The sequence below is a fragment of the Thermococcus sp. GR6 genome (assembly GCF_012027415.1).
Classification (GTDB): Archaea; Methanobacteriota_B; Thermococci; order Thermococcales; family Thermococcaceae; genus Thermococcus; species Thermococcus onnurineus.
The window spans coordinates 180,341-203,210 of the sequence record NZ_SNUM01000001.1 but is presented as its reverse complement, the minus strand read 5'-3'; the positions used below and the strand labels follow the sequence as shown (position 1 = coordinate 203,210).

Below are 22,870 nucleotides of genomic sequence, written 5' to 3'. Positions count from 1 at the left end.
AAATGAACCTCGAACTGAGTTTTTAATTGTTCAGTAAAAAGTTTTCGGATGATATAGAAAAACATCTAATCAAGGAATCTCATCTTCTCGAAAATCGCATCGTATCTTCCTTCTATTTTTGAGTCTCTTGAGCTCATTTTTCGCAATCACACTATCGATATTTCTGTCCATTAAGTTGTAGTGTTTTCTGACAATTATATCGAATTTATGCCCTACAGTGGCTCTTTCAATGTCTTTGAGGGTCTTGGAATTTTCATAACTCACTTCGATGCAGATTTTCCTTTTGGTTTTGGACTTACCCATTTATCGAGGACTGTCTGAATCAGTGTCTGTGCCCCATGCTCAGCTATTGTTTTAACAGGCTTTACAGTTCCTTTGACTTCACCTATCTGAAGTGCATCCTCACCAACTTCAGAAAACAGTATTATCCTCCCTTGGCATACTGTTATAAACTGGCTGAGACCCTTCTTGTCGAGAATTCTGACTTTGATGGGGGTTTGGTCTTCCACAACATCAAATCTTGCATCATCTAACATCTTTCTTGCATCCTTGACCTTTCTCTCAAACCTGTAATAGTTGTCTGTAAGATTTCCATCATCATCAAAAAAGTCGAACACACCATTCTCCTTGAGCTGGAACAATCTTTTTGAGAGAGTTGGATACTTGAAAAACTCTTTCATAGTCTTGCTTTCATTTTCGAATTCTATTATCTCAAGTTCCTTTAATTCGGAGATTATTTCTTCAGCGGCTTGTTTATAGTGCTCATAGAATCTGAATAATTGCTCGAATTTGCCCGTGTTCTTAACAATCAACAATTTATTATCATCAGTATCTACATATATTGCATCAATGGTGACTTGTATTGCGGCATAATCATCATCAGCAATTTTCACATCTTTCTTTACTAATCCGAACATGAAACTGTTCTGCTTCAGCACTACTTTCTTTTGGCCTTTCACAATAAATTGAATTCTCTCACCATTGCTCAGCAAGATATCAATAACAAAACCAGAAAGCCTCTTGATTTTTCTATATGAGCTTGATATAAAAGATTCTGTAGTTATTTTTCTTAATATGCTTTGAAATGCGACAACATTCTCCGGCTCAATTAGTCTTAGTGTCTTAGAATCCGAAGCCGTGTAGTCATATAAGTGTGCAACATCGACATCATCACCCGATAGTGCCCTTAGCAGTATCTTGTATTTATCCTTGAATTTCTTGAGAACTCTATACCTCTCATCAGAATTCAGTTTTAGTTGATAGACATTGTGCCACCTGTCTACATCCTTCACGGTTTTCCCAGTGGATTCAACAACATAAATATCAACTTGTATGTCTTCGGTTTCAGTGAGCATTCCATAGAAATGCTTCAAAAGTTTAACAACCTCTGACTTCGGCAGGGCTCCTTTTTTATTGTCTTCCCTTTCCATAGGCTTCAGACCTCCAGATATACATTACCCCAGAGATGTGATGCACATATACCAATATCCCGATTTGATTCGGAAATGGGTAGAATTTCATTCTTTGTAATTAGAACTATCCACCTTCTTAATTTCTTATCTTTGACTTTAAATATTTTATATCCGAAAAGTCCAAGTATTGGATTAGCATAAATTAGGCCTGCCTTGTCATACAAAAGGAAGATAATAGTCATCAAAAACAATAACATCAATATGCTCCTCATTGTTGTTCTCTCTGGTATAAATGCCAGTAATGAAAGCACATATGTCAGTAGATACTCAAGGTATGAACTACTCATGTCCTCATACTCAACTACAAACAATATTCTGTCGCAAATCTTCTTTTCTCCTTCTTTTGAAGCAACACGCACCTCTTCTTTTGCCCATCTAATGAAGAGATAGAGTGATGCAAAGGAGAAGAAAGTTAGAATACATAAGAATCGGGTATTTGGGCCAGAAAATCCATCAAAATTCGGGATTAAAAGCAGAATCCAAAGTGGAACATATGAACTCAGAAAAAGCCACAACTTGGTAAGGGGCCTTAGTTCCTTTTTCATTGCTTCCCTCCAATTCATACTAATTGCTCAGGTTCAAGAAAAGTTTTTCGGACAACAAAAGTGGAAAGGAAAACCTTCAAGTTATCTTTTTGACTTTAGAATCACAAGGCTCTCAGTCTCGATTCCATTAATTTTCATAGAAATAAAATTAGCAGAAGTATTTAAGCCTTTGATGTGATATTTCATAATGGGGTAATGAAACTAACAAATGTAGCCCTATTGTAGCTTCTTTTGAAGACAAAGAAGCTGTTTCCCTGCTCCGATTGATGAGGAGAGATGAATTTTTCATTATAGGGCGATGAATAGAAAAGCTTTATAAGGCCTATTTTCGAGAAAAGAAGCGATTTAAGAGGTTTGGGCGATGAAGAGATTCATCCCTCCTGACGAGACTCGCTCCCTCGGATGAGGACGCGGTCCCCCCTCGAGCCCTTTTGGAGGGAAAGTCATGCTGGAAGAATTTCCGAGGAACATAATTCCCATCGAGATTCCACCACATACAGTCATGCTCCGCGGGATTAGCTGGGATTCCAACGTTTACCTGCTCCGCGACGGAGAGGAGGCTCTGGTCATTGACACCGGAACCGGCGTGAACTGGCACGTTTACACAGAAATCTGGGAAAAGGAAGGCTATCTCCAGGGGATCAAGCGAGTTATAATCTTCAACACTCACGAACACTTTGACCATGTTGGGGGCAATCTCATCCTGAGGCACTATTTTGAGAACAAGGGAATGGAAGTTCTCTTCGCGGCCCATGAGGTCACTGCAAGAGCCCTTGAAAAGGGCGACGACTATATCATACTCGCGTACTCGTATGGACGGCGTTTTGAGGCGCATTCCGTCGATATAAAGCTGAAGGACGGGGATACACTTAGAATCGGCTCGCTTAAGCTGGAGCTTATTCACACGCCAGGCCACACCGCCGGGAGCTCATGTCTCTATGAGCCGGAGGAAAAGCTGATGTTCACGGGCGACACCGTCTTCAAGGGCACCGTAGGGAGGACAGACCTCCCAACCGGAAGCAGCTGGCAACTCCAGGAGTCACTGGAGAAACTTTTAGAGTTCAACGTCAGCTTCGGCCTCCCCGGGCACGGCTGGGTGATAAAAGACTGGCGTGGAAACCTCACTGAAATCCTGGGGTGGCTCTGATGCGGAAGGGTTCAGTGAAGGAAGTCCTCGCCAAGCTCAAGTATGACCCGCGCGAGGACGAGCGGGATTATTACATCATCATCGAGCATCGCGGTGCCTACGGCGACGTCAAGAAAATCCCCGTCGAGCTGATAGAGCTTGGACACGGCTACTTCTTCGTCGGAGAGGCCCAGATTCCATATCACCGTATTCTGAGGGTCGTGAGGAAGGATGGGAAGGTAATCTGGGAGACAAGAAAGGATAGGAGGGGAGAGAGTGATTGACGCCCATGCTCACTTCGAGTTCTACAAGAAGGAAGTACCGCAGGTAGTAGAAGAGTGCAGAAAGGAGCTCAAAGCCGTGGTTGATTCCATAACCGAGTACAGAAAAACTCACGTCTGGAAGAGCTGGGAGCTGCTCAAACCATACTTTGGCTTCCTCTTCCCGACGCTCGGCTACCATCCGAACGAAGCACGCAGGGGCAACTGGGAAAAGGTGAAGCGCGTTGAGGACTTCATCCGGGAGCACAGGAACGAAATTGTGGCGGTGGGCGAGATAGGCCTCGACTATCACTACGCCGAAAACGAGGCCCAAAGGGAAAACCAGAGGGCGATATTCCAGCATTTCCTAGAGCTGGCGGCTGAGCTTAAGCTCCCCGTGGTTATCCACGCAAGGGATGCCGAAAGGGAAGCCTTTGAGCTGGTTCAGAGATACAGTGTTAATGCCTATTTCCACTCCTTCACGGGGAGTCCCGAGCTTGCTAAGGAGATCGCTGAAAACGATCATCCAATAGGGATAAGCACCGGGATAGTCTTTATCCCGGAGATTAGGAAGACAGTAGAGGCTCTTGAGCTGGAGGATATCCTCGTGGAAACTGATTCACCATACATGAGCCCATTCAGGGGACAGAGGAACAAGCCCTACTACGTCAGAATGGCCATTGAAGAGGTGGCAAAGCTTAAGGGGCGGGAATTTGATGAGGTTGAACGGATAACAGAGAAAAATACGATCGAGTTTTTCAGGCTGGAGGTGTGAGAGATGAACGTTCCAGAGATTGAGGAGCTCAAGAAGCTCTGTGAAGAGCTCGGCGAGAAGGGGCTGATAGCGAGGATAGATTCATTCGTGGCCCTTAATGAAGGGCTGGAGAGCAAGAAGGGGAAGGAGTTCATAGAAGTCTCCATACTGGGCTTTGCCGAAGGCATGCTGACGAGCCTAAGGGCCAAGTATCCTGGCGATGAGAGGGTTGTGAAACTCCTGGAAAGGGTCAGTGCAAGGAGAGCAGAGCTTGACGAGCAGTTCAGGAAGGCGAAGCCACCAATTTTCGAGGGTTAGGGATTTTATCAGCCCTGGCTGTAGTCATCACCGGGAGCCCTCAGGAGAGCTCCGCTCATCACTTTCACTATTCTGGAAGTAGAAGTCCTTAAAAAGCTCGACCTCCTGGACATAGCTTCTCCTCAGTCTCAGCGCGGTGTAAGCCTTCTCAAGCTCCCTGCCGAGGTAAAAGGCGTGCCTCGGGCTTATCTCAAAGCGCTCAAGAATTGTGTCGATTATCGCGTTCGGCTCGTCGCCTACGATGGTTAAGACGGTCTCTGTTCCGTGGTGAGCATTCACCCATATTTTCCCATCTTCAAGCCAAATTCGGAAGTAAACGGGTTCGAGCTCAACTGGCCTCTCCTCGGCCTTGACGATTTCTTTGGCAGGCTCAAAGCGCCAGTCATTGCCCCTCTTCTCCTTGAGTATCAGCAGGTCAAAGCCGAGGTCCTTCGGCATCTCAAAGAGGTTCATGTCCAGGGCTCTCCTCAGCTCCCTTACTGAGCCCCTGGCCTTGGCGCTTGTCTCCGTCGTTAGGAGAAGGCCTATAGAGAGCTCCTTGGCTATTCCAGCAAGAAGGGCGTTCATCCCGACGCTGTCGGCGTCGTAGAGCTCGACGACGTTTCCGACGCCGGCAAGGAGAACGTCGTCCGGGTTCCTCTCACGGTAGAGCTGGAAGGCCGTTATCGAGCGCGCCAGATAGGGCACGTGCTCCAGGATTAGGTCCGGGATTATCGTTTTGTAACCCAAATCAAGGGCCCTGGCCTTAAGCCTCTCAAGGAATTCAACCCTCTCCGCAGGTCTTGTTGGAAAATACCCCTTCGCCTGATTGGTTGGAATCAGAACGACAGGCTTCCCAGTTACGAGCTCCTCCAAGTTGCTCTCATCCACGCTCAAGAAGAGGTCGGCGTGGTCAAGGGCCCGCTCTATCTCCGCAGTATTAAGCGAGTCGAAGCTTATGGGCACGTCGAGACCGTTCTCCCTCAGCCTCTCGCGTATTTCGGGGATGAGCTCGACGAAGTCAAGGTTCGTCTCGCTCGCGATCATGCCGATGTCAATTATATCTGCTCCCTCACGGAGGTAGTAGAGGGCCTTTTGCACGGTCCCTTCGACGCCCAGCCTCGGGGCATCGACGACCTCGCCGAGGATTCTGGTGGGAAAGTCCCTCCCTGCGGGCAGGTTTCCTACAAGGACGTTCCACGGCCTTTTGAGGGCCTCCTCTATGTAGCGCTTGTTTCTCGTCCGGTTCCTTATGTCCTCAACGCGCTTTAGAGCATCGAAGGAGAAGAGGTCATCCGCCGGAACCTCTTTGCTCAGCTTGAAGCCTTCTCTTACCGCCTTCAGCACCTGAGGAAGGTCCATCGCGTTCCTCGGTCCCTTGAAGGTGGGAATACCAAGCTCTTCCTCGATTTCTTGGGCCGAGCCCCTCACGAGGCCAGGAATGAGAATAAGGTCGTAGTCCTCGCTTTTGATTTTAGCCTTCTTCAGATAGCGAACTATCATCTCGGGAGTCAGAAAAGCCGCTACGCTCACAGGCGTAACGAAAACATTGCAGCCCTTACCGTACTTTCGAACAAGTGGTTCGGCGAGCTTGCCGGTGACGAGGAGGATTCGCTCGGGAAGGCTCATGGTCGGAGATTGGCGTTCCCGCTATTTAGGGCTTTCGTACAAACTTTACCTTCACGAAAGGGCTAAATGCTCCCGGGACAAATTCTCTCCGGTGATGTTATGATCCACGTGGGGACCTGCGGCTTCTGCGAGGCAAGGGCGAGGTACTTTCAGGACTTTGATACGGTTGAGATACAGCAGACCTTCTACCGCATTCTCCAAGAGAAGACCCTAGAACGCTGGCAGAAGGAAGCGCCGGAAGGATTCATCTTCTCGATGAAGGCCTTTCAGGGAGTCACCCATCCTCCGAACAGCCCACCTAGAGGAGGAGCAACGTGAGGCCGAGCAAAGATGTCGGCCTTCTGAGGCCGACGAGCGACGTCCTTCACTTCTGGAGGCTCACCCTCCGGGAGGCAGAGATCCTCGGCGCGTGCTTCATACTCATCCAGCTCCCGAGGAGCTTTAAGGAGAACGAAGAGAGTTTTGAGAACGCCGAGAGGTTCTTCTCGATGATCGACAGGGGCGAATTTAAGATAGCCGTTGAGCTCAGGGGTTGGAGTGAGGAGGGAGTTAAACAGTTTGTCCGGGGGTTCGACGTTATAGACGTCACAGACCCGCTCGTGAGGATTCCGCTCCACCATGGCGATATGAACTACTACCGCCTTCACGGGCGCTATGAGAAAGGGAGGATAGTCCACAGCCACGTCTACACGGAGGAGGAGCTGGAAAAAATAAGGGAAAGGGTTATCGGGTGGAACAGGGGGGAGAGCTTCGTTTACTTCAACAACTCGAACATGTGCACCGATGCGAAGCGCTTCAAGGCAATGCTCTAGGCTCAGGCACGGGTCCAGCTCATCATGGGTCAGCCAAGGGTGGGGTCATCATCGCCGGGGATTCCCTCTCCAGTTTATTCAAATCCTGGCTTCCTGACGTTTAAAACTTCTCTATTGACCAGCGTCGGCGGAACTTCACCGTTCTTGAAGGCTATCAAATTCCTCGCCACGAGCTCTGCCATTCCCTCCCTCGCGCCGTAGGTGGCGCTACCGATGTGGGGCGCGAGAACGACGTTATCCAGGCTGAAAAGCTCCTCGTGGTAATATGGCTCCTCCTCGAAGACGTCCAGCCCAGCTCCGGCGATCCAGCCCTCCCTGAGAGCCTTAACGAGCGCCTCTGTATCGACGACCTTTCCCCTCGCTATGTTGACGAGTATCGCGGTCGGCTTCATCAGCTTCAGACGCTCCTCGTTTATCATGTGGTAGGTCTCCTTGGTCAGTGGAACGACCAGGACAACGAAATCGCTCTCCTTTAAGAGCTCGTCCAATGGCATGAACTCAGCGCCGAGCTCCTTCTCAACTTCTGGCTTCCTCGTGCGGGAGTTGTAAAGTATCCTCATCCCGAAGCCCTTAGCGCGCCTCGCTATCGCCTGACCGATTCTGCCGAAGCCAACTATTCCTATGGTCCTGCCGTAGACGTCGTAACCGAGGAACATCAGCGGGTGCCAGGCAACACCGCGCTTCTTCCACTCGCCGGAGCGGACGAATTTGTCTGCCTCAATGAGCCGCCGTGCTGTCGCTAGGAGGAGAACCCAGGCCATGTCTGCGGTGGCATTGGTAAGAACGTCGGGCGTGTTGGTGATGTAGACTCCCCTCTTAGTTGCCTCCTCGATGTCTATGTTGTCATAACCAACCGCGTAGTTGGCAACGATTTTGAGCCTTGGGGCGGCATCGAAGACCTCGGCGTCAATCCTCTCGCTCAGCATGGTAACGAGGGCATCGACGTCCCTTACCTTCTCGAGCAGGACTTCCCTCGAAATCTCGTGCTCGTCCTCCCAGACCTCGACCTCAAAGTGCTCCCTTAACATCTTTATTCCGTTCTCAGGAATTTTCCTTGTGATGAGGACCTTTGGCTTCATCTCCACCACCTGGAAACGTTAAATATGCCTTTAGACATAAGTCTCAATGCTAATATCCTTATCGGGTGATGGCTATGAAGGACGTGAAGTTTTTGGCCGGACGGGCCAACTGGATTAAGGGCTCTGCCCTTGCTGACGTTATGAAGAAAGCTGCAGAGCTGAGGGCGCAGGGAAGGGAACTCATTTCCCTCTCAGCAGGCGACCCCGACCCTAACCTCATTCCGAGGAGCGTTTTGGGCGAGCTTGCGAAGGAAGTTCTCGAAAACGTTCCGGCCTCGGTAATGTACACCCCAGCGAACGGGATTTCGGAGCTCAGAGAAGAGCTTTCGAAGTTCCTTGAGAAGTACGAGGGTTATAAAGTATCTCCCGGAGAGATCATCATAACCGTAGGTGGCACCGGCGCCCTCGACCTCCTCGGAAGGGTGCTCATAGACCCGGGCGACATCGTCATAACCGAGAATCCGAGCTATATCAACAGCATCCTCGCCTTCGAGCAGCTGGGTGCGAAGATCGTGGGAATACCTATGGACGAAAACGGCATGAGGACTGACCTCCTGGAGGGGAGGCTCAGGGAGCTCGAAGCCAGGGGGGAGAAGGTCAAGTTCATCTACACCATACCCACCGGCCAGAACCCCATGGGCGTGACTATGAGCAAGGAGCGGAGAAAGGCCCTTCTCGAGATAGCAAGCGAGCACGATCTATTAATCGTTGAAGACGCAGCATACAACTTCATGCGCTACGAAGGTAAAGCGACACCCCTCAAGGCAATGGACAGGGATGGCAGGGTGATTGTGGCCGGAACGCTCAGCAAGGTCATGGGGACGGGCTTCAGGATCGGGTGGCTCATAACCGGAGGTGCAATAGGGAAGAAGGTACTTATGGAGAAGTCCCCGGTTGACTTCTGCGCACCGACGATTTCCCAGTACATCGCGCTCGAATATCTGAAGAGGGGCTACTTCGAGGAGTACCACCTGAACAAGGGGCTTCCGGGCTACAAGGAAAAGAGGGACGCAATGCTGAATGCCCTTGAAGAGAACCTGCCCGACGCTGAGTTCACGAGGCCAATAGCAGGGATGTTCGTAATGCTCTTCCTGCCTGAGGGAGCCGATGGGATGGCCTTTGCGGGCGAGCTAATGGAAAAGAAAGGAGTCGTTGTCGTTCCAGGAAAGCCCTTCTACACGGACGAGAGCGGCGGCAACGCCATAAGGCTAAACTTCTCAAGGCCGAGCAAAGAGGAGATAGAGGAAGGCATAAAGAGGCTTGCGGAGCTCTACCGCGAGAAGTTCTGACCCTCCCACTTTCTTTTTCAATCGAAGTCCCATATCCTCCCTCCCTTGTGGAACATCACCACGTAGCTTCACTTCTTGCTAACCGAACGTGAGCATCGGGCAAACTTTCTTAAAGCTGCTCCAATTAACGAACCACATGATTAAAGAGACAGTCGAAGACTTTACCGAGGAGGGCCTGGGCACCCTTCGTATAGATGGCAGGGCTATCCATATCCCCTTCGCCTACCCAGGCGATTACGTCTTGATGAAGCGAACTAAACGGCGCTTCGGAAGGAGAATCGCAACAGACTTTGAGCTTCTCGAACCATCGCCGCTCAGACAGACTCCGAGATGCCCTCACTTTGGGAGATGCGGCGGCTGCCTCTGGCAGGGAATGAAGTACAAGGAGCAGCTAAGGTTTAAAGCGGAACTCTTCGAGCGGATAACAGGGATAAGCGCAGATGTAAGGGGCTCTCCCAAAATCTGGGGCTTCAGGAACGTGAGCAACTTCATCGTTACAGCCGCTGGGATCGGCCTCAAGGAGTACGGAAACCCGCTCGGCGTCGTGGATTCCGGGGAGTGTCCAATCTTCTCGAAGAGGACGCGCGAGTATCTGAATGCCCTCAGAGGTTTTCTCGAGGAGAGCGGCCTAAGACCCTGGGACCTGCGGAAAAAGAGGGGCGACGTTCACTATCTCCAAATTAAGGAGGGCAAGTTCACGGGAGAGGTTATGGTGAACCTTATAGCCCACGTTCAACCCACCAGGGAGGTCCTGCAGGCCTTTAGGGACTACTTCTCTTTCGCGGATTCCCTCTACTGGAGCTTCAAGGCCGATGAGAGGGACGACCCGAAGGGAGAGCCGGGGCTTATAGCTGGCCAACCTTACATCCGAGAGAGGATTAAGGACGTGGTGTATCTCATCCATCCGAACAGTTTCTTCCAGACCAACAGCTACGCCTTAGCTCTCCTGCTGAAGACCGTCGAGGGCTTCGCCGATGGAGAGAGGGTTTTCGACCTCTATTCTGGCGTCGGAACCTTTGGCGTCTGGCTGGCGAAGAGGGGTTTTGCCGTCGAGGGCGTCGAGCTGAATCCCCTCGCGGTGGAAATGGCGAGAAAAAACGCTGAGCTGAATGGGGTTGATGCCGTCTTCAAAGTTGGCCGGGCTGAGGAAACGCCAATCGGCGATTACGACACTGTAATAGTTGACCCGCCGAGGAAGGGGCTGAAGGAGGCAGCGGAACTTTTGATTAAAAGTGGCGTTGAGAGGGTCGTTTACGTCTCCTGCAATCCCAGAGCGTTCAAGCTGGACTACGAGAACCACTTAAAGAAGGACTACCACGTTGAAGATGCTACTTTAGTCGACATGTTCCCGCATACGCCGCACGTTGAGGCGGTAATAATGTTAGAAAAGAAGTAGAGGTCAAACCGCCTTCCAGAACGGATCCTCCTGGGCTTTGACCTTCGCCGTCATCTTGAGGGCCTTTATGTCGGTATCTTCCAGTTCGTTCTTGAGCTGCTTGAGGAGGATTATGACGTCGTTCTTGGTCAAGTCAACGTAGAGCGTCTCGCCCGGGTGGATGTGCCTGCCAACTATCGCGCCCTCGATGGCTATTGCCACCGCCTCGCCCTTCTTGGCCTCCTGCACGAAGTCGTTGCGGTTCTTGATGGACTTTATCGTTCCAACCTTCTGGCCGTTCTGCTTGATGAGCGTGACGCCGGGCCTTATCCTGCCCTCAACGACCTCGATACCGACTATCGCGGGATGGCTCCTCCTGAAAACGTAGCGCTCGTCAGGATAGAGCCTGATGACGCCCGGGAAGGTGACCTTGCTGAGTAGCTCGCGCTTCTTCTTCTCCTCCTCGCCCTTGACCCAGGCCTCGTAGTCCTCAATGAGCTTGTAGATGATGTTGCCCGTGAATATGGGCACGCCCCTGGCCTTAGCAACCTCTTCAGCGTCCTCGTTCACCTTGACGTTGAAGCCGAGGACGACGCCGTACTTTGGATCCTCGTCCTTGACGCTCAGGGCCTCCATGACGTCGGTCTTGCTGATGTTCCCGACGTCGGCCTTCCTTATTGGGATGTTCTTCTCCTGGAGCTCCTTGCTAAGGGCCTCCAGAGAGCCGAGGGTATCGGCCTTGACTATCACACCGACCTTGCCGGTGCTTATGACAACGCTCTGTATCTGGCTGAGTATTTCCTGTTTGGCCTTCTCGACCTCCTCCTCGGAGCGAGCGGCAATGACCGGTGATCCCGCAAGAGCCTCCTCAAGGCCCGGAGCGGCTATCTTGACACCCGCAGCGGCTGTAACCTCGTCAACCTGGTCAAAGCGGAAGCGCGGGTCGCGTATCTCGTCGAGGGGCTTGGGCTTGAGCAGAGCGCGGATTTTCGTCACTATCGCCTTGTCCTTGCCGCCAACGACGATTGTATCATCTTTGTGGAGCGTTCCGTCGTAGATTATGACGTCTATGGTAGTTCCGAGACCGATCTCTTCCCTGATTTCGAGGATTGTGCCGCGTGCCGGGCCTTCAACTTCAATCTTGAGCTTCTCCTCCAAGTACTTCTGGCTGAGACCCGCGATAAGGACGAGCAGCTCGGGGACGCCTATGCCGTACTTGGCCGAAATCGGAACTATCGCCAACTCGCGGGTGAAGTTCTGAACGCGGTCAAAGCGGTTCGCCTGGAAGCCCATCTCGTAAAACTTGCCTATCAGCTCCCAGAGCTTGGTCTCAAGCTCCTGCTGAGCCCTCTGATCCTGCTTCTTGATGTTCACGAGGAAAGGCTCGTCCTCCTCAATCTTCCATCCTTTAATCCTGTCTATCTTGTTGGCTGCAACGATGAATGGTGTCCTGTTCTTCCTGAGGATCTCGATGCTCTCTATCGTCTGCGGCTGGAAGCCTTCGTTTATATCAACAACTAGGACAGCAAGGTCAGCGAGGCTACCCCCCCTCGCGCGCAGGCTCGTGAAGGCCTCGTGACCGGGCGTGTCGATGAAAAGCAGGCCAGGGAGCTTTATCTCGCCCTTCCAGAGTTTGATGAGCGGGCCGGCAAGCTGCTTGACCGTCTCAATCGGTACCTCAGTTGCACCGATGTGCTGGGTTATTCCGCCGGCCTCTTTGCCGGCGACGTTTGTGTGCCTGATCCTGTCAAGGAGAGTGGTTTTTCCATGGTCAACGTGACCGAGAACCGCTATGATCGGCTGTCTAATCCTCTTCATTTCCCTCACCTCTGGAAGATACTCCGGCGTGAGTTTTTAAAGGGTTCGGCGCAAGGGTTAAAAGTCTCGATAGTAACTCCTGCCGGTGGTGCGATGATAGCACTGGTACTTGGAATAATTGTTGGGATTGGCCTGGCGTTAATCCTTGGAAGGCTGAAGGGTAGGGCCCACGAGCTGACGATGGTAATGCTCACCCCGGTCTTCACGTACATAGTAGCCCAATGGTTTTACGGTGGCTGGGAGGGAAATGTTTTCATAAGCACCCCGCTTGGGGACTTCAAGCCTTCCGAACTTATAGGCCTTGAAACCTTCCTCACTCTCTTCATCACGCTCCTTTATGTCAATTTCAGAGGAAAACGGGCTCTGACGATAGACGAGCTCCCAGGAACCTCCGCCCTCGTGTGGGCGATGACCGGGCTCGGAATCGGCCTCTCTGCCAGCGGGTGGGGGCTACTCCTCGTTCCGGGCGTTGCTCTGTATCTTTTTATGATCTGGCTCGCCCACAGAGACCCGTTCGTGGGCCTGAAGGCGAGGCCCTGCGGGAGCGAGCTCGGGGAAGTTGCTTCTGCCTTAGGCTACAATTGCCTGACAGATGAGAACAGTTTGAGCGTTTACAAGCTCGGGAACTGCCTCCTCGTGGGAGGTGGGCTCGTCGAGAAGTTTCCAAGGTGGAAGGAAGTCGTTGAGTGCATGGGGAAGGTTCCTGACTTAGGAATGGGTCTGAAGCTGGCCATCCACGGCATCTACCTCCTCCCGGCGCTCGTTGGGGTATTGATGGGCGATGGTCCCTTCACCACGATGGGTCTGATAGCGCTGACGTTATTCGTCTTCTTCCTGAACCTGACGGTGACGGTCACCCTGACGAAGGGAAAAGTCCGGGAGGAGTGCAGGGAGGTACTAGAGGAATACGCGGAGTTCTTCAGGAAGAACAAGAAGAAGGGAAGGCTGGACGTGATAATAGATTGAATCAGCACTCCAAACAGTTCATTCTGTCCATATACTCCTTCTTTCCCTTTGCGTGGGTGTGGTAGAACCAGTCGGCGGCCTTCCAGTACTCGAATATCTCGTCCTCGCTGAAGTAGAGCTTTATCTCCCTCTCTGCGCTCTCCGGGCTGTCGCTGGCGTGGATAACGTTGTATATGGCGTCGCCAACGTCAAGACCGTAGTCTCCCCTTATGCTTCCGGGCTCGGCATCCTTCGGGTCGGTTGCACCCGCCATCTTCCTGACGACGCTTATGGCATAGCGGCCTTCAACCACCATGACGACGCTTGGAGCCTTGGTTATGTAGTCAATCAGCGGTTCAAAGAAGGGCTTACCCCTGTGCTCCTCGTAGTGCTTCTCGGCCAGCTCGCGGGTGATCCATATCATCTTCATTCCGACGATTTTAAGCCCCCTCTTCTCAAAGCGGGAGATTATTTCGCCCATCAAGCCTCTAACGACGGCGTCGGGCTTCAGGATAACCAGGGTGCGCTCTATCTTCTTGTCCGCCATTGGCAACACCAGAAGTAGTTGACGGCACGGTTAAAAGGCTTTTTGGAGAAGGACATGTGGCAGAATAAGGGAACGAAAGAAAAAAGAAATCACTTCATCCTCTTGGCCCTCTGGAGCCTTGCCTCCTGGAAGGCCTTGGTCCACTTGAGCTTCCTGGGGTTCCTGCCCATGAAGTAGTACTTCTCGCACTTGCTGGAGCAGAAGAAGAGCACTCTGCCGTCGTTCCTGACGAACATCTTGCCGGTTCCCGGCTCGAACTCCCTTCCGCAATAGGAGCAGACGTTCCACCTGGGCATCGCGATTACCTCCTAGCTCTGATCTCCCTAGCTTCCCTCTCAGTCTCCCTGAGGATGACTATGTCCCCGACGCGGACAGGGCCCTTAATGTTCCTCCTGATGACACGGCCCTTGTCGCGGCCCTCAAGGACCCTGACCTTGACCTGAGTAACGCCACCGGTGACGCCGGTCCTGCCGACGATCTCAATAACCTCCGCTGGGTATCCTTCGTCGCTCATTTCTCACACCCCTTATCTAAAAATCCACTCGCAGAGATGAACTTAAACCTTTCCGTGAGTGAAAGGAGGAAAAGGAGCTCACTTCATGAGCTCCCTAACCTTCATAGCGATTTCCTCAACGAGCTCCCTGCCCTTGCCGGGCTCGATGATGGCGACGCTGGCAGCTGGAACCTCAATACCAGCGGCAGCGCCGAGCTCCTTCTTGCTCGGAACGTAGATGTACGGGATCTCCTTCTCCTCACACAGCGGCGGGAGGTGGGCAACGATCTCCTCCGGGTCAACATCCTCTGCAATGATAACGAGCTTAGCCTGGCCCCTCTCAACGGCCTTGGTGGTCTCGTTGGTACCCTTCCTTATCCTTCCGGTGTCGCGAGCGAGCTCGACAGCCTCAAGGGCCTTCTCAGCAAGCTCTGCCGGAACTTCAAACTTGACGTAGCTTGGCTTCGCCATCCTTCATCCCTCCGAAACTTCATCGTTCATCGAGTTTTGCGTGCTCAATTCTGGGCGATGGTTTAAAAGGATTTCGATAGCCGGCAGGAAAGGCAGAACGAAACGGCCGCCATCAGCAGCGGCCAAGCTCATCATCCGGGAGTCAGGAAAAGGAAAAGCTCAGCTCTCATCATAGCCGCGGTAGATTTCTAAGCTCCTCCTCGCGCGGGCACGTGGTATGTGATGCCCCATCAGGGCGACTATCTTGTCAGCCCTGGCCTTGCCGTGGTGGAGCATCTTGGTTTCCGTCTTTATCTTCTCGACCCTGAAGGTGTAACCGCCGACCTCAAGAACCTCGCCGACGACGAACTCCTCATCGCGAGGCACCTTAACCTTGAAGGCCTGCGTTACTCCCTTCGGCAGGTAGATGGAGACCTTGATGACCTTGGGATAGGTTAAACTCTCACCCCACAGCGTTTTGATCTCGCCTATCTTGGCCTTGTTCACCCGTTTATCACCTTCAAGCTCTATGCCGGTAATTCTGACCTCGTCGTCCTCGGTTTCAACTATGTCGCCGACCTTGATTTCCTCGCCTTCCGGGAGCTCCGCGAAGGTCTTGAAGCTCCTCTCGTGCTTGCTAACTATGAGTGGAACCTTTACGAGTTTTGGGAGCGTTATGATCCACACGTTGCCACACTCGTTGCAGCGAAGGGTAAGCTCCCTTCCCCTCTCTTTGATGACTTCAACGTCATCGCTACCGCACTCAGGACAGATGAAGTACTCCTCCATGTCTCTCACCAGTGGAAAGAAGAGGGGAGCGGTTTATAAAGCTACTCTTTGATATAGATGCGGTAGGTTCTGCCCTCTTTCACGCGCGTGATCAGGCCCTTCTCCTCCATCTCCCTGAGTATTATGCTGACCTTCGCTTTGGAAACGCCGAGCTTTTCAGCGAGCTCACTCTGGAGAACTGGACCCTCACGGAGGATTGCCATTATCTTCTCTTCGTCGCCCCTCAGGAACCCCATCTCCTTCTCACGCTTCCGCTCGTTGTAAAGGAAGTAGCCGTAAACGCCGCCGGCGCCAAGGAGCAGGCCTGCGAGGAAGAGGACAAGGTAAGTCAGCGGCGAAGGCTTCTCGATCTTTATCTCGCCGGAGAAGCCGACGATGAAGTAAAACTCGTCCCCCGCACGAATGTTGTTCCTCGTCCACTCAAGGAGAAGCCTGTTGGTGGAGCTTTCAACCTTGTCCGGAGATGGGATTATCGGCGAAAGAATCGCGTAGCCCTTCGGAACGAGCAGCTGCATGTGGAAAACCCCAACCGGCTGGCTGAACTTGATATAGTATGTGAACTGCTCCTTACCATCGGCCTCACTTATCATCCCTCTTGTCTCGAAGGTGAGCTTTATTCTGGCGCTCTGGCCCGGTTTAAGCGTCGGGAAGTTGAGGTAGACCGCGTTGGTCCCATCGAGCACCTCCCTGACGGTCACGTTTATTGTCTCAACGCTGTTGCCCAACTCCACAATGGCGCTCGGGTTATCAACCGGGTAGTCCGTGTAGATAACGTACTGGCTCAGATTTGTATGCGAGGTCAGGTCTATCTCTATAGTTTCCTTAATATCGTCCGGACTGATGACCTCAAAATAGACTGCGTAGGCGTTTATTTCATAGTCATAGGTCTGTCCTCCCGCCAGAGGAGCTGCCAAAATGAAGAGAGTCAGGAATAGCCCGATCAGAGCTGGCTTCCTTCCTCGGGATTTTTGATTTTCAGGAGCGGGCATACGTTCATACACTCCCTGCAGTGGATGCAGAGCTCGGGATTCACCACTATCTTTTTGCTCACGGGGTCTATGCTGAGTGCTCCTTCAGGACACTTGCCCACGCAGACACCACAGCCAACGCATTCGTAGGCCCTCTTAACGAGGTAGTAAGCCTGCAGGGCTTCGTTGAAGTCATCGGTATAGGCTCCATCTGGTCTAAATGTAACCTTCCCCGCCCTTATGTAGTTTTCGCCTTCCTCAATCTCGCCGAGGATAGGAGCGACTTCCTTAATCCTCCTGAGGTTGACCACCGTGTTAAAGCGCACCGTGAAGACACCGTCCTCCTCCTCGATGGTGTATTTGACCGGCTCCCAGGAGCGTTCCTCTGAAATTTCAATGCCGAGCTCTCTTGCTATCGCCTTCTCACCCCTGCTTAGCTTCTTCCAGCGCCAGAAGCCGTAGGTTATCCACTCCTCTGGAAGGTTAAAGCGCCTCCTCCAGCGCTCCAGCTCGTTTTCCCACTTAGCCCAGAGCTCGGGCTTCTCCTCCTTCAGCGTGTAGATTTCCGCCAGAGATGAGCTCGGACAGAGGAAGCAGCCTATCCTGTCGAGTCTCTCCTCGTAGAGCGGGTTGTACTTCAGCCCGCGTGAGAAGATGTAGAGCCAGACCTCCAAAGCGCGCCAGTGGAATATCGGAGAGGCACCAGTCTCGTTCGGCACCCAGGGGTTCTTCCATATCCTGGGCTGCTTGAAGCGCTTTATGCTCTCGTACTTCCTCTGGCCGACGAACATAAGCACTCCTTCGGGGTAGTTTTCCTTTATTGCCATCGTTATCGGGCCAAGTTTTGTGACCTTACAGCACCAGCGGTAGTCCCTTCCAGGCGGCGAGAAGACGTGAAGTGCCCTCCAGAAGGCGTCTCCAGCATCTGCAACGACGAACTTTATCCCCTTCGGCTCGAGTTCTTTCCTGAGCTCCTCAACGTATTCAAGCGTTTCGGGGAATTCTATGCCCGTGTTGTTGAAGAAGACTGTAAAGCCCTCCTCACCGAACTCCTCCAAAGCGAGGCCGAGAACTGCGAGGCTGTCCTTTCCGCCGGAGAAGGCCACCGCTATTGGCAGATCGGAGTAACGCATGGCAGTTTTTCTCATGAAGCGCCTCGCTTCCTGAACCTTCTTCTCAAGCTCGATGCTGTTTGCCCTGAGGACGTCTTCCATCGTGGCCTTTCTTCCCTCACGGTAGTTCACGCTCTTCTGCCGCCTGACTTTGACACCTGTTCCGCGCTCCCTGGCGATCAACGCGCTGTAATCCTTCTTTGCTATGCCCGTCGCCACGACCTCACCGTTTGGGGAGATGAGAACCACGTCATCGCCGACCTTGATGCTCTCCTCGGCCTCGAGGATGCCAACTGGGAGGAGGTTGGAGCCGCTCAAGATAGGCTCTATCGCGCCCTCATCAACGATTATCCATTTGCGCATCTTTTTGCCGAAGCGCTTCCACAGGGCGATTGCACCCTCAGTCTTTAAGCCCGGCTTCCAGCGGAGCTCGATGGGGTCGAAGCGTATCCAGCCGAAAACGTAACCGTCGACGATTATCTCGTAGGTGTCGTCCTCCCCGGGAGTCTTGTTGAGCAGGACGATTTTGCCCTCGAAGAGTTCACCAACGTCCACGCCGTAGTGCTCCTTGAAGATTGAGCGTATGAACTCGATGTCCCTCTCGAAAGCGAAGCGCAGATCGCCTGGCGGAGTGATGTTGAGCTTGAAGACGCCCTCTTTTCCGTGAACGGCGCAGCTCTCGCCGATGAGTGGAACGTTGCACTCTCCACACCAGTGAATGTAAGCCTTACCGAGGAAGACTGGCCTTCCCATTTTCTCTCACCTGACCTCCAGAGGGCGGAGGGGTTTATAAAGTCGTCCTTCAACAGAAATGCTTATAAAGAGTTTTATTCTTTTTAGTTTGAAAACTAACTGGAGGCGATAGTAATGTCAGCCTTCGCAAGTGCTGCTCTGCTGATTCTGGGAGTTTTTCTTTTGATAATGCTCCTGCTGAGCGTCAAGGTAATTCGGCCGTACCAGAAGGGCCTCGTCGAGAGGCTCGGAAAGTTCAACAGAATCCTCGAGCCAGGAATACACTTCATAATACCCTTCATGGAGCGCGTAAGGGTCGTGGACATGCGCGAACACGTCATAGACGTGCCGCCCCAAGAGGTCATCTGTAAGGACAACGTCGTCGTCACCGTCGATGCCGTCGTCTACTACCAGATTCTAGATCCTGTTAAGGCCGTTTACAACGTCAGCGACTTCCTTCTGGCCATCGTCAAGCTTGCCCAGACAAACCTGCGTGCAATAATCGGTGAGATGGAGCTCGACGAGACCCTCAGCGGCAGGGACATAATCAACGCCAAGCTAAGAGAGGAGCTGGACAAGATAACCGACCGCTGGGGTGTCAAGATAACGCGCGTTGAGATACAGAGGATTGACCCGCCGAAGGACATCCAGGAGGCAATGGCCAAGCAGATGACTGCCGAGCGTGAAAAGAGGGCCATGATCCTCCTTGCAGAAGGTAAGAAGGAGAGCGCCATCAAAGAGGCTGAAGGACAGAAGCAGGCTGCGATACTCAAGGCAGAGGGTGAGAAGCAGAGGCAGATACTCATCGCCGAGGGTCAGGCCGAGGCCATAAGGAAGGTTCTTGAGGCGCTGAAGATGGCGGACGAGAAGTACTTAACCCTCCAGTACATCGAGAAGATGCCCGAACTGGCCAAGTACGGTAACCTCATCGTCCCGTACGACACCGAGGCGCTGATAGGCCTGCTAAGAATCCTCCAGAAGGTGAAGGACACCGAACTGCCAAAGGCACCAAAGAGCGAAAAGAAGCCCGTTGAGGAAGCAGGGAACTCCAGTAATCTTGACCTCGAAACGCTTAAGGACATTATGGGCTAATGGCCAATGGTGAGAAGCCATGGATGCCCTTCCCATCTCCCTCTTAATTTTGGGACTGCTGATAATAGTGCTCGACATGATGGTCACTGCTTTCATAACCCCAATAGGCGTTGCCTTCGCCGTCCTCGGGCTGCTCCTCGGCTTCGGCTGGGGCTTCGCAGAGTCCTTCGTCGTTTCACTCGTGGCGGCAGTGATTTCCTACATGGTCATCGGGAGGTACATCAAACGGGACGTCCAGGACGTCGGAAAGCCGAAGTACACCTTCGAGCTCAAAGGTAAAAAGGGAAAGGTTGTCGAGGTCGGAAAGGAGCACTACATTGTCGAGCTCGAGGGCGATAAGTGGATAGCCCTCAGCGAGGATAGGCTGAAGATAGGGGACACCGTCGAGGTCATCAACGTTGATGGCGTCAAACTCATCGTTCGAAAGGTCTGAGCTCTTTCCATAATTCTTCCAGCGTTTTTCCAATCTTCGTGAATACGCCGTTTCTGTAGACTATCTCCCCATTCACTATCACAAGCTCTACGTCGCTTCCTCTTGTGGAGTAGACGAGATGGGAGTAAACGTTCTCCCCGGGCAGGAACTGGGGTTTCCTCGCGTTTATGAGGACAAGGTCAGCTAGGTAGCCGGGTTTTATCAGCCCGGCTTTAAGCTTCAGAGCGCTGGCTCCACCAATGGTGGCCCAGCTGAAAACCTCCCTCGTGCTGGCCACGTCCGTTCTCTTTCTCCAGACCTTGTTAAGCACGGCCGCAAAGCGCATTTCAGTGAACATGTCCATGACGCCAATGGGGTTCGGAGAGTCGTTGCCCAGCGCTATGTTCGTCCCTGCAGTGTAAAGCTCAATTATCGGAGCTATCCTTGCCTCAAGCTTTGCCATACTGAGGGAGCAATGGACGAGAGTGGCTCCGCTTCGGGAGTAGAGCTTAACTTCTCCATCGCTCAGGTATATCCCGTGCACGCCAATGAGGTTTTCATGGAGAACGCCGGCCTCAGCAAGGTACTCCACGGGAGTGAGTCCGTAATGCTCCTTAACGGTCCTGACCTCTTCCCCGCTCTGGGAGAGATGGACGTGGAGTAAAGCGTTTCTCTCGCGGGCAAAGGCACCAATTTCTCGCATGAGCTCAAGTGAGACCGTATTCGTTGCATGGGGGGCTAAAGCAGGTTTGACGAGTTCGTCTTTTCCTTCCCAGTGCTTGAAGAACTTGAAGCCCTTTTCAGGCTCCGCGAGGGGAAAGTCCACCAGGTCCATCACCGTCTGGCCGATGAAGGCGCGTATTCCAAGCTCCCGAGCGGCCCCGGCTATCTCATCGGCAAAGAAGTAATGGTCGTTTATCGTTGTGGAGCCGTTAGCTAAAGCCTCTGCCATTCCAAGGAGCGCCCAGCGGCGGATTTCCTCGGGCGTCCAGTTGAGCTCAGTGGGCCAGATTACCTCCTTGAGCCAGCGCTCTATTGGCAGATCCTCGCCGAGTCCGCGGAGTTTGGCCATGGCTACATGGGTGTGGGTGTTGATTAGACCCGGCAGAACGAGATAACCATCTCCACCGTAGATTCCATCAACTCCATATTCTCCAAGCTTATCTCTGGGAATAACGTTGATTACCTCGGTTCCATCAACCAAAACTGCATGATTTTTCAGAACCTTTTCAGCATCGACCACAGTACCAATGAGCGCAAACATCCCATCACCCTTTGAATATATGCCATCTGGATACTTAAAAATTTTGACATAACGACATAAAATCGCCCAAAGGATTTAAATGCAGAAAAGGGAAAAGTAGAGCCATGCCGCCAATACTGATGATAAGGAAGGGAATAACCGCCCTTGAGCCGTGGATAAATTGACGCTCTTCTGTTAACGTGGGTAGTCTGGAATCGCTACCGTTATAAAGCCCATTTCAAAGCCTCTGGAGGTGGTAATGATGATTGATAAGATTTATTGCGCGGACGTTAGACCCGAGATGGAAGGTAAGCGCGTCAAGCTCGCCGGATGGGTTTACAGAAAGAGGGAAGTCGGAAAGAAGGTCTTCATAGTGCTTAGAGACTCGAGCGGAATAGTTCAGACGATATTCAAGAAGGAGCTGAGTGAAGAGGCCTATGCCGAGGCCAAGAAGGCCGGAATTGAGTCGAGCGTTATCATTGAGGGCGTTGTTAAGGCCGATCCAAGGGCTCCGACGGGTGTGGAAATCCAGGCCGATAAAATTCAGGTCATCCAGAACGTGGACTTCTTCCCGATAACGAAGGACGCAAGCGACGAGTTCCTGCTCGACGTGAGACACCTGCACCTCCACTCACCGAAGGTAGCGAGCATAATGAAAGTGAAGGCAACTCTCATGCAAGCAGCGAGAGAGTGGCTCCTCCAGGACGGCTGGTACGAGGTCTTTCCGCCGATACTCGTCACAGGGGCAGTTGAAGGCGGCGCAACGCTCTTCAAGCTCAAGTACTTCGACCGCTATGCCTACCTGAGCCAGTCAGCCCAGCTCTACCTCGAAGCGGCCATCTTCGGCCTTGAGAAGGTCTGGTCGCTCACACCGAGCTTCAGGGCCGAGAAGAGCAGGACGAGGAGGCACCTCACCGAGTTCTGGCACCTCGAGCTTGAGGCTGCCTGGATGGACCTCTGGGACATCATGAAGGTCGAAGAGGAGCTCGTCAGCTACATGGTGCAGAGAACGCTTGAGCTGAGAAGGAGCGATATCGAGACCTTCAGGAAAGACTTAACGACGCTCAAGAACACGGTTCCACCGTTCCCGAGGATAAGCTACGACGAGGCGATAGACATACTCCAGAGCAAGGGCGTTCAGATAGAGTGGGGCGAGGACATGGGCGCCGACGAGGAGAGGATTTTAACGCAGGAGTTCGAGAGCCCGTTCTTCGTCTACGGCTATCCGAAGCACATCAAGGCCTTCTACATGAAGGAAGACCCGGAGGATCCGAGGAAGGTCCTCGCGGCAGACATGCTCGCGCCGGAAGGATACGGCGAGGTCATCGGTGGAAGCCAGCGTGAGGACGACTACGACAAGCTCGTGCAGAGGATTCTCGATGAGGGTATGGATCCGAAGGACTACGAGTGGTACCTTGACCTGAGGAAGTACGGCAGCGTTCCACACAGCGGCTTCGGCCTCGGCCTGGAGAGGCTCGTCGCCTGGGTGCTAAAGCTCGACCACGTCCGCTGGGCCACTCTCTTCCCGAGGACGCCCAGTAGGTTGTATCCGTGAGATTTCTTTCTTTTGTTGATTCTTCTTATGTTGTATCCATTTGACTCGAATAAGCAAGACATTGAAAAAGAAAACT

Annotated in this window: 24 protein-coding genes and 1 pseudogene; 11 read left to right on the top strand and 14 right to left on the bottom strand. The window is 52.5% G+C overall.

Annotated features, from left to right (window positions below; all coding sequences use genetic code 11):
• Positions 1–69: 69 nt before the first annotated feature.
• Genes E3E32_RS01180 through E3E32_RS01170 form a run of 3 tightly spaced genes read right to left on the bottom strand, consistent with a single transcriptional unit; the run spans position 70 to position 2,017 of the window.
• The gene (locus E3E32_RS01180) at positions 70–264 is read right to left on the bottom strand and encodes a hypothetical protein (RefSeq protein WP_167729835.1); all 195 of its coding nucleotides are present in this window, start codon (positions 262–264) and stop codon (positions 70–72) included.
• Positions 261–1,430, bottom strand: a complete 1,170-nt coding sequence (locus tag E3E32_RS01175; RefSeq protein ID WP_167729834.1) for a Kiwa anti-phage protein KwaB-like domain-containing protein — start codon at positions 1,428–1,430, stop codon at positions 261–263. The genes E3E32_RS01180 and E3E32_RS01175 overlap by 4 nt, the downstream gene beginning before the upstream one ends.
• Before the next feature lie 5 nt (positions 1,431–1,435).
• Positions 1,436–2,017, bottom strand: a complete 582-nt coding sequence (locus tag E3E32_RS01170) for a hypothetical protein (RefSeq protein WP_167729833.1) — start codon at positions 2,015–2,017, stop codon at positions 1,436–1,438.
• Between the two features lie 445 nt (positions 2,018–2,462).
• Between E3E32_RS01170 and E3E32_RS01165 the strand changes: the two genes are divergently transcribed.
• The 4 genes from E3E32_RS01165 to E3E32_RS01150 are packed head-to-tail and all read left to right on the top strand — an operon-like array spanning position 2,463 to position 4,475.
• Positions 2,463–3,164 (top strand): MBL fold metallo-hydrolase, encoded by a 702-nt coding sequence (locus E3E32_RS01165; protein WP_167729832.1) that lies wholly within the window; start codon positions 2,463–2,465, stop codon positions 3,162–3,164.
• A complete protein-coding gene (locus tag E3E32_RS01160; protein WP_167729831.1) occupies positions 3,164–3,427 on the top strand; it encodes a DUF504 domain-containing protein in 264 nt (87 codons plus the stop codon). The genes E3E32_RS01165 and E3E32_RS01160 overlap by 1 nt, the downstream gene beginning before the upstream one ends.
• Positions 3,420–4,178, top strand: a complete 759-nt coding sequence (locus E3E32_RS01155; protein WP_167729830.1) for a YchF/TatD family DNA exonuclease — start codon at positions 3,420–3,422, stop codon at positions 4,176–4,178. Before E3E32_RS01160 ends, E3E32_RS01155 begins: the two co-directional genes overlap by 8 nt.
• Positions 4,179–4,181: 3 nt before the next feature.
• Positions 4,182–4,475 (top strand): DUF3216 domain-containing protein, encoded by a 294-nt coding sequence (locus E3E32_RS01150; protein ID WP_167729829.1) that lies wholly within the window; start codon positions 4,182–4,184, stop codon positions 4,473–4,475.
• A 27-nt stretch (positions 4,476–4,502) separates the two neighbouring features.
• Here the strand turns inward: E3E32_RS01150 and E3E32_RS01145 are convergent, their stop codons facing one another.
• A complete protein-coding gene (locus E3E32_RS01145; RefSeq protein WP_167729828.1) occupies positions 4,503–6,083 on the bottom strand; it encodes a dihydropteroate synthase-like protein in 1,581 nt (526 codons plus the stop codon).
• A gap of 99 nt (positions 6,084–6,182) precedes the next feature.
• Between E3E32_RS01145 and E3E32_RS01140 the strand changes: the two are divergent.
• Positions 6,183–6,895 (top strand): annotated as a pseudogene (locus tag E3E32_RS01140) (DUF72 domain-containing protein).
• Between the two features lie 74 nt (positions 6,896–6,969).
• On the opposite strand, the gene gyaR reads toward E3E32_RS01140, so the two are convergent.
• A complete protein-coding gene (gyaR, locus tag E3E32_RS01135) occupies positions 6,970–7,974 on the bottom strand; it encodes a glyoxylate reductase (RefSeq protein WP_167729827.1) in 1,005 nt (334 codons plus the stop codon).
• Between the two features lie 68 nt (positions 7,975–8,042).
• Here gyaR and E3E32_RS01130 point away from each other — a divergent pair, with 68 nt between their 5' ends.
• Positions 8,043–9,263: a PLP-dependent aminotransferase family protein gene (locus E3E32_RS01130; protein WP_240910537.1), complete on the top strand. Its 1,221-nt coding sequence runs from the start codon at positions 8,043–8,045 to the stop codon at positions 9,261–9,263.
• 136 nt (positions 9,264–9,399) lie between these two features.
• A complete protein-coding gene (rlmD, locus tag E3E32_RS01125) occupies positions 9,400–10,659 on the top strand; it encodes a 23S rRNA (uracil(1939)-C(5))-methyltransferase RlmD (protein WP_167729826.1) in 1,260 nt (419 codons plus the stop codon).
• 3 nt (positions 10,660–10,662) lie between these two features.
• On the opposite strand, the gene infB is transcribed toward rlmD, so the two are convergent.
• Complete coding sequence (gene infB, locus E3E32_RS01120) at positions 10,663–12,456, bottom strand: translation initiation factor IF-2 (protein ID WP_167729825.1); 1,794 nt, start codon at positions 12,454–12,456, stop codon at positions 10,663–10,665.
• Positions 12,457–12,549: 93 nt separating this feature from the next.
• Between infB and E3E32_RS01115 the strand changes: the two genes are divergently transcribed.
• Positions 12,550–13,422, top strand: a complete 873-nt coding sequence (locus E3E32_RS01115; protein WP_167729824.1) for a hypothetical protein — start codon at positions 12,550–12,552, stop codon at positions 13,420–13,422.
• A gap of 1 nt (position 13,423) precedes the next feature.
• Here the strand turns inward: E3E32_RS01115 and ndk are convergent, their stop codons facing one another.
• From ndk to E3E32_RS01080, 7 genes are all read right to left on the bottom strand, one after another.
• On the bottom strand, positions 13,424–13,948 hold the full coding sequence (gene ndk / locus E3E32_RS01110) for a nucleoside-diphosphate kinase (RefSeq protein WP_167730865.1): 525 nt from the start codon (positions 13,946–13,948) through the stop codon (positions 13,424–13,426).
• Between the two features lie 89 nt (positions 13,949–14,037).
• Complete coding sequence (locus E3E32_RS01105; protein ID WP_167729823.1) at positions 14,038–14,244, bottom strand: 50S ribosomal protein L24e; 207 nt, start codon at positions 14,242–14,244, stop codon at positions 14,038–14,040.
• Between the two features lie 5 nt (positions 14,245–14,249).
• Entirely contained in the window at positions 14,250–14,462 is a 213-nt protein-coding gene (locus E3E32_RS01100; RefSeq protein WP_012571913.1) for a 30S ribosomal protein S28e, read from the bottom strand.
• 78 nt (positions 14,463–14,540) lie between these two features.
• Positions 14,541–14,912 (bottom strand): 50S ribosomal protein L7Ae, encoded by a 372-nt coding sequence (gene rpl7ae, locus E3E32_RS01095; RefSeq protein WP_012571914.1) that lies wholly within the window; start codon positions 14,910–14,912, stop codon positions 14,541–14,543.
• Between the two features lie 159 nt (positions 14,913–15,071).
• On the bottom strand, positions 15,072–15,680 hold the full coding sequence (locus tag E3E32_RS01090) for an HVO_0476 family zinc finger protein (RefSeq protein ID WP_167730864.1): 609 nt from the start codon (positions 15,678–15,680) through the stop codon (positions 15,072–15,074).
• A gap of 41 nt (positions 15,681–15,721) precedes the next feature.
• On the bottom strand, positions 15,722–16,594 hold the full coding sequence (locus E3E32_RS01085; protein WP_240910536.1) for a winged helix-turn-helix domain-containing protein: 873 nt from the start codon (positions 16,592–16,594) through the stop codon (positions 15,722–15,724).
• A gap of 26 nt (positions 16,595–16,620) precedes the next feature.
• Positions 16,621–18,513, bottom strand: a complete 1,893-nt coding sequence (locus E3E32_RS01080; protein WP_167729821.1) for a phosphoadenosine phosphosulfate reductase family protein — start codon at positions 18,511–18,513, stop codon at positions 16,621–16,623.
• A gap of 114 nt (positions 18,514–18,627) precedes the next feature.
• Between E3E32_RS01080 and E3E32_RS01075 the strand changes: the two genes are divergently transcribed.
• Together E3E32_RS01075 and E3E32_RS01070 are read left to right on the top strand one after the other, a co-directional pair.
• Entirely contained in the window at positions 18,628–19,584 is a 957-nt protein-coding gene (locus tag E3E32_RS01075; protein ID WP_167729820.1) for an SPFH domain-containing protein, read from the top strand.
• Positions 19,585–19,603: 19 nt separating this feature from the next.
• Complete coding sequence (locus E3E32_RS01070) at positions 19,604–20,017, top strand: NfeD family protein (RefSeq protein WP_167729819.1); 414 nt, start codon at positions 19,604–19,606, stop codon at positions 20,015–20,017.
• On the opposite strand, the gene E3E32_RS01065 is transcribed toward E3E32_RS01070, so the two are convergent.
• Entirely contained in the window at positions 19,998–21,260 is a 1,263-nt protein-coding gene (locus E3E32_RS01065) for an amidohydrolase family protein (protein ID WP_167729818.1), read from the bottom strand. The genes E3E32_RS01070 and E3E32_RS01065 overlap by 20 nt on opposite strands.
• 241 nt (positions 21,261–21,501) lie before the next feature.
• Here E3E32_RS01065 and asnS point away from each other — a divergent pair, with 241 nt between their 5' ends.
• Positions 21,502–22,794 (top strand): asparagine--tRNA ligase, encoded by a 1,293-nt coding sequence (asnS, locus tag E3E32_RS01060; protein WP_167730863.1) that lies wholly within the window; start codon positions 21,502–21,504, stop codon positions 22,792–22,794.
• Positions 22,795–22,870: the final 76 nt, after the last annotated feature.

What these genes read in the sequence shown, in the direction of transcription:
- E3E32_RS01175 (WP_167729834.1), bottom strand. Translation starts at nt 1,430, where the DNA reads ATGGAAAGGGAAGACAATAAAAAAGGAGCCCTGCCGAAGTCAGAGGTT.
- E3E32_RS01170 (WP_167729833.1), bottom strand. Translation starts at nt 2,017, where the DNA reads ATGAAAAAGGAACTAAGGCCCCTTACCAAGTTGTGGCTTTTTCTGAGT.
- E3E32_RS01165 (WP_167729832.1), top strand. Translation starts at nt 2,463, where the DNA reads ATGCTGGAAGAATTTCCGAGGAACATAATTCCCATCGAGATTCCACCA.
- E3E32_RS01160 (WP_167729831.1), top strand. Translation starts at nt 3,164, where the DNA reads ATGCGGAAGGGTTCAGTGAAGGAAGTCCTCGCCAAGCTCAAGTATGAC.
- E3E32_RS01150 (WP_167729829.1), top strand. Translation starts at nt 4,182, where the DNA reads ATGAACGTTCCAGAGATTGAGGAGCTCAAGAAGCTCTGTGAAGAGCTC.
- E3E32_RS01145 (WP_167729828.1), bottom strand. Translation starts at nt 6,083, where the DNA reads ATGAGCCTTCCCGAGCGAATCCTCCTCGTCACCGGCAAGCTCGCCGAA.
- gyaR (WP_167729827.1), bottom strand. Translation starts at nt 7,974, where the DNA reads ATGAAGCCAAAGGTCCTCATCACAAGGAAAATTCCTGAGAACGGAATA.
- E3E32_RS01130 (WP_240910537.1), top strand. Translation starts at nt 8,043, where the DNA reads ATGGCTATGAAGGACGTGAAGTTTTTGGCCGGACGGGCCAACTGGATT.
- rlmD (WP_167729826.1), top strand. Translation starts at nt 9,400, where the DNA reads ATGATTAAAGAGACAGTCGAAGACTTTACCGAGGAGGGCCTGGGCACC.
- infB (WP_167729825.1), bottom strand. Translation starts at nt 12,456, where the DNA reads ATGAAGAGGATTAGACAGCCGATCATAGCGGTTCTCGGTCACGTTGAC.
- E3E32_RS01115 (WP_167729824.1), top strand. Translation starts at nt 12,550, where the DNA reads ATGATAGCACTGGTACTTGGAATAATTGTTGGGATTGGCCTGGCGTTA.
- ndk (WP_167730865.1), bottom strand. Translation starts at nt 13,948, where the DNA reads ATGGCGGACAAGAAGATAGAGCGCACCCTGGTTATCCTGAAGCCCGAC.
- E3E32_RS01105 (WP_167729823.1), bottom strand. Translation starts at nt 14,244, where the DNA reads ATGCCCAGGTGGAACGTCTGCTCCTATTGCGGAAGGGAGTTCGAGCCG.
- E3E32_RS01100 (WP_012571913.1), bottom strand. Translation starts at nt 14,462, where the DNA reads ATGAGCGACGAAGGATACCCAGCGGAGGTTATTGAGATCGTCGGCAGG.
- rpl7ae (WP_012571914.1), bottom strand. Translation starts at nt 14,912, where the DNA reads ATGGCGAAGCCAAGCTACGTCAAGTTTGAAGTTCCGGCAGAGCTTGCT.
- E3E32_RS01090 (WP_167730864.1), bottom strand. Translation starts at nt 15,680, where the DNA reads ATGGAGGAGTACTTCATCTGTCCTGAGTGCGGTAGCGATGACGTTGAA.
- E3E32_RS01080 (WP_167729821.1), bottom strand. Translation starts at nt 18,513, where the DNA reads ATGGGAAGGCCAGTCTTCCTCGGTAAGGCTTACATTCACTGGTGTGGA.
- E3E32_RS01075 (WP_167729820.1), top strand. Translation starts at nt 18,628, where the DNA reads ATGTCAGCCTTCGCAAGTGCTGCTCTGCTGATTCTGGGAGTTTTTCTT.
- E3E32_RS01070 (WP_167729819.1), top strand. Translation starts at nt 19,604, where the DNA reads ATGGATGCCCTTCCCATCTCCCTCTTAATTTTGGGACTGCTGATAATA.
- E3E32_RS01065 (WP_167729818.1), bottom strand. Translation starts at nt 21,260, where the DNA reads ATGTTTGCGCTCATTGGTACTGTGGTCGATGCTGAAAAGGTTCTGAAA.
- asnS (WP_167730863.1), top strand. Translation starts at nt 21,502, where the DNA reads ATGATTGATAAGATTTATTGCGCGGACGTTAGACCCGAGATGGAAGGT.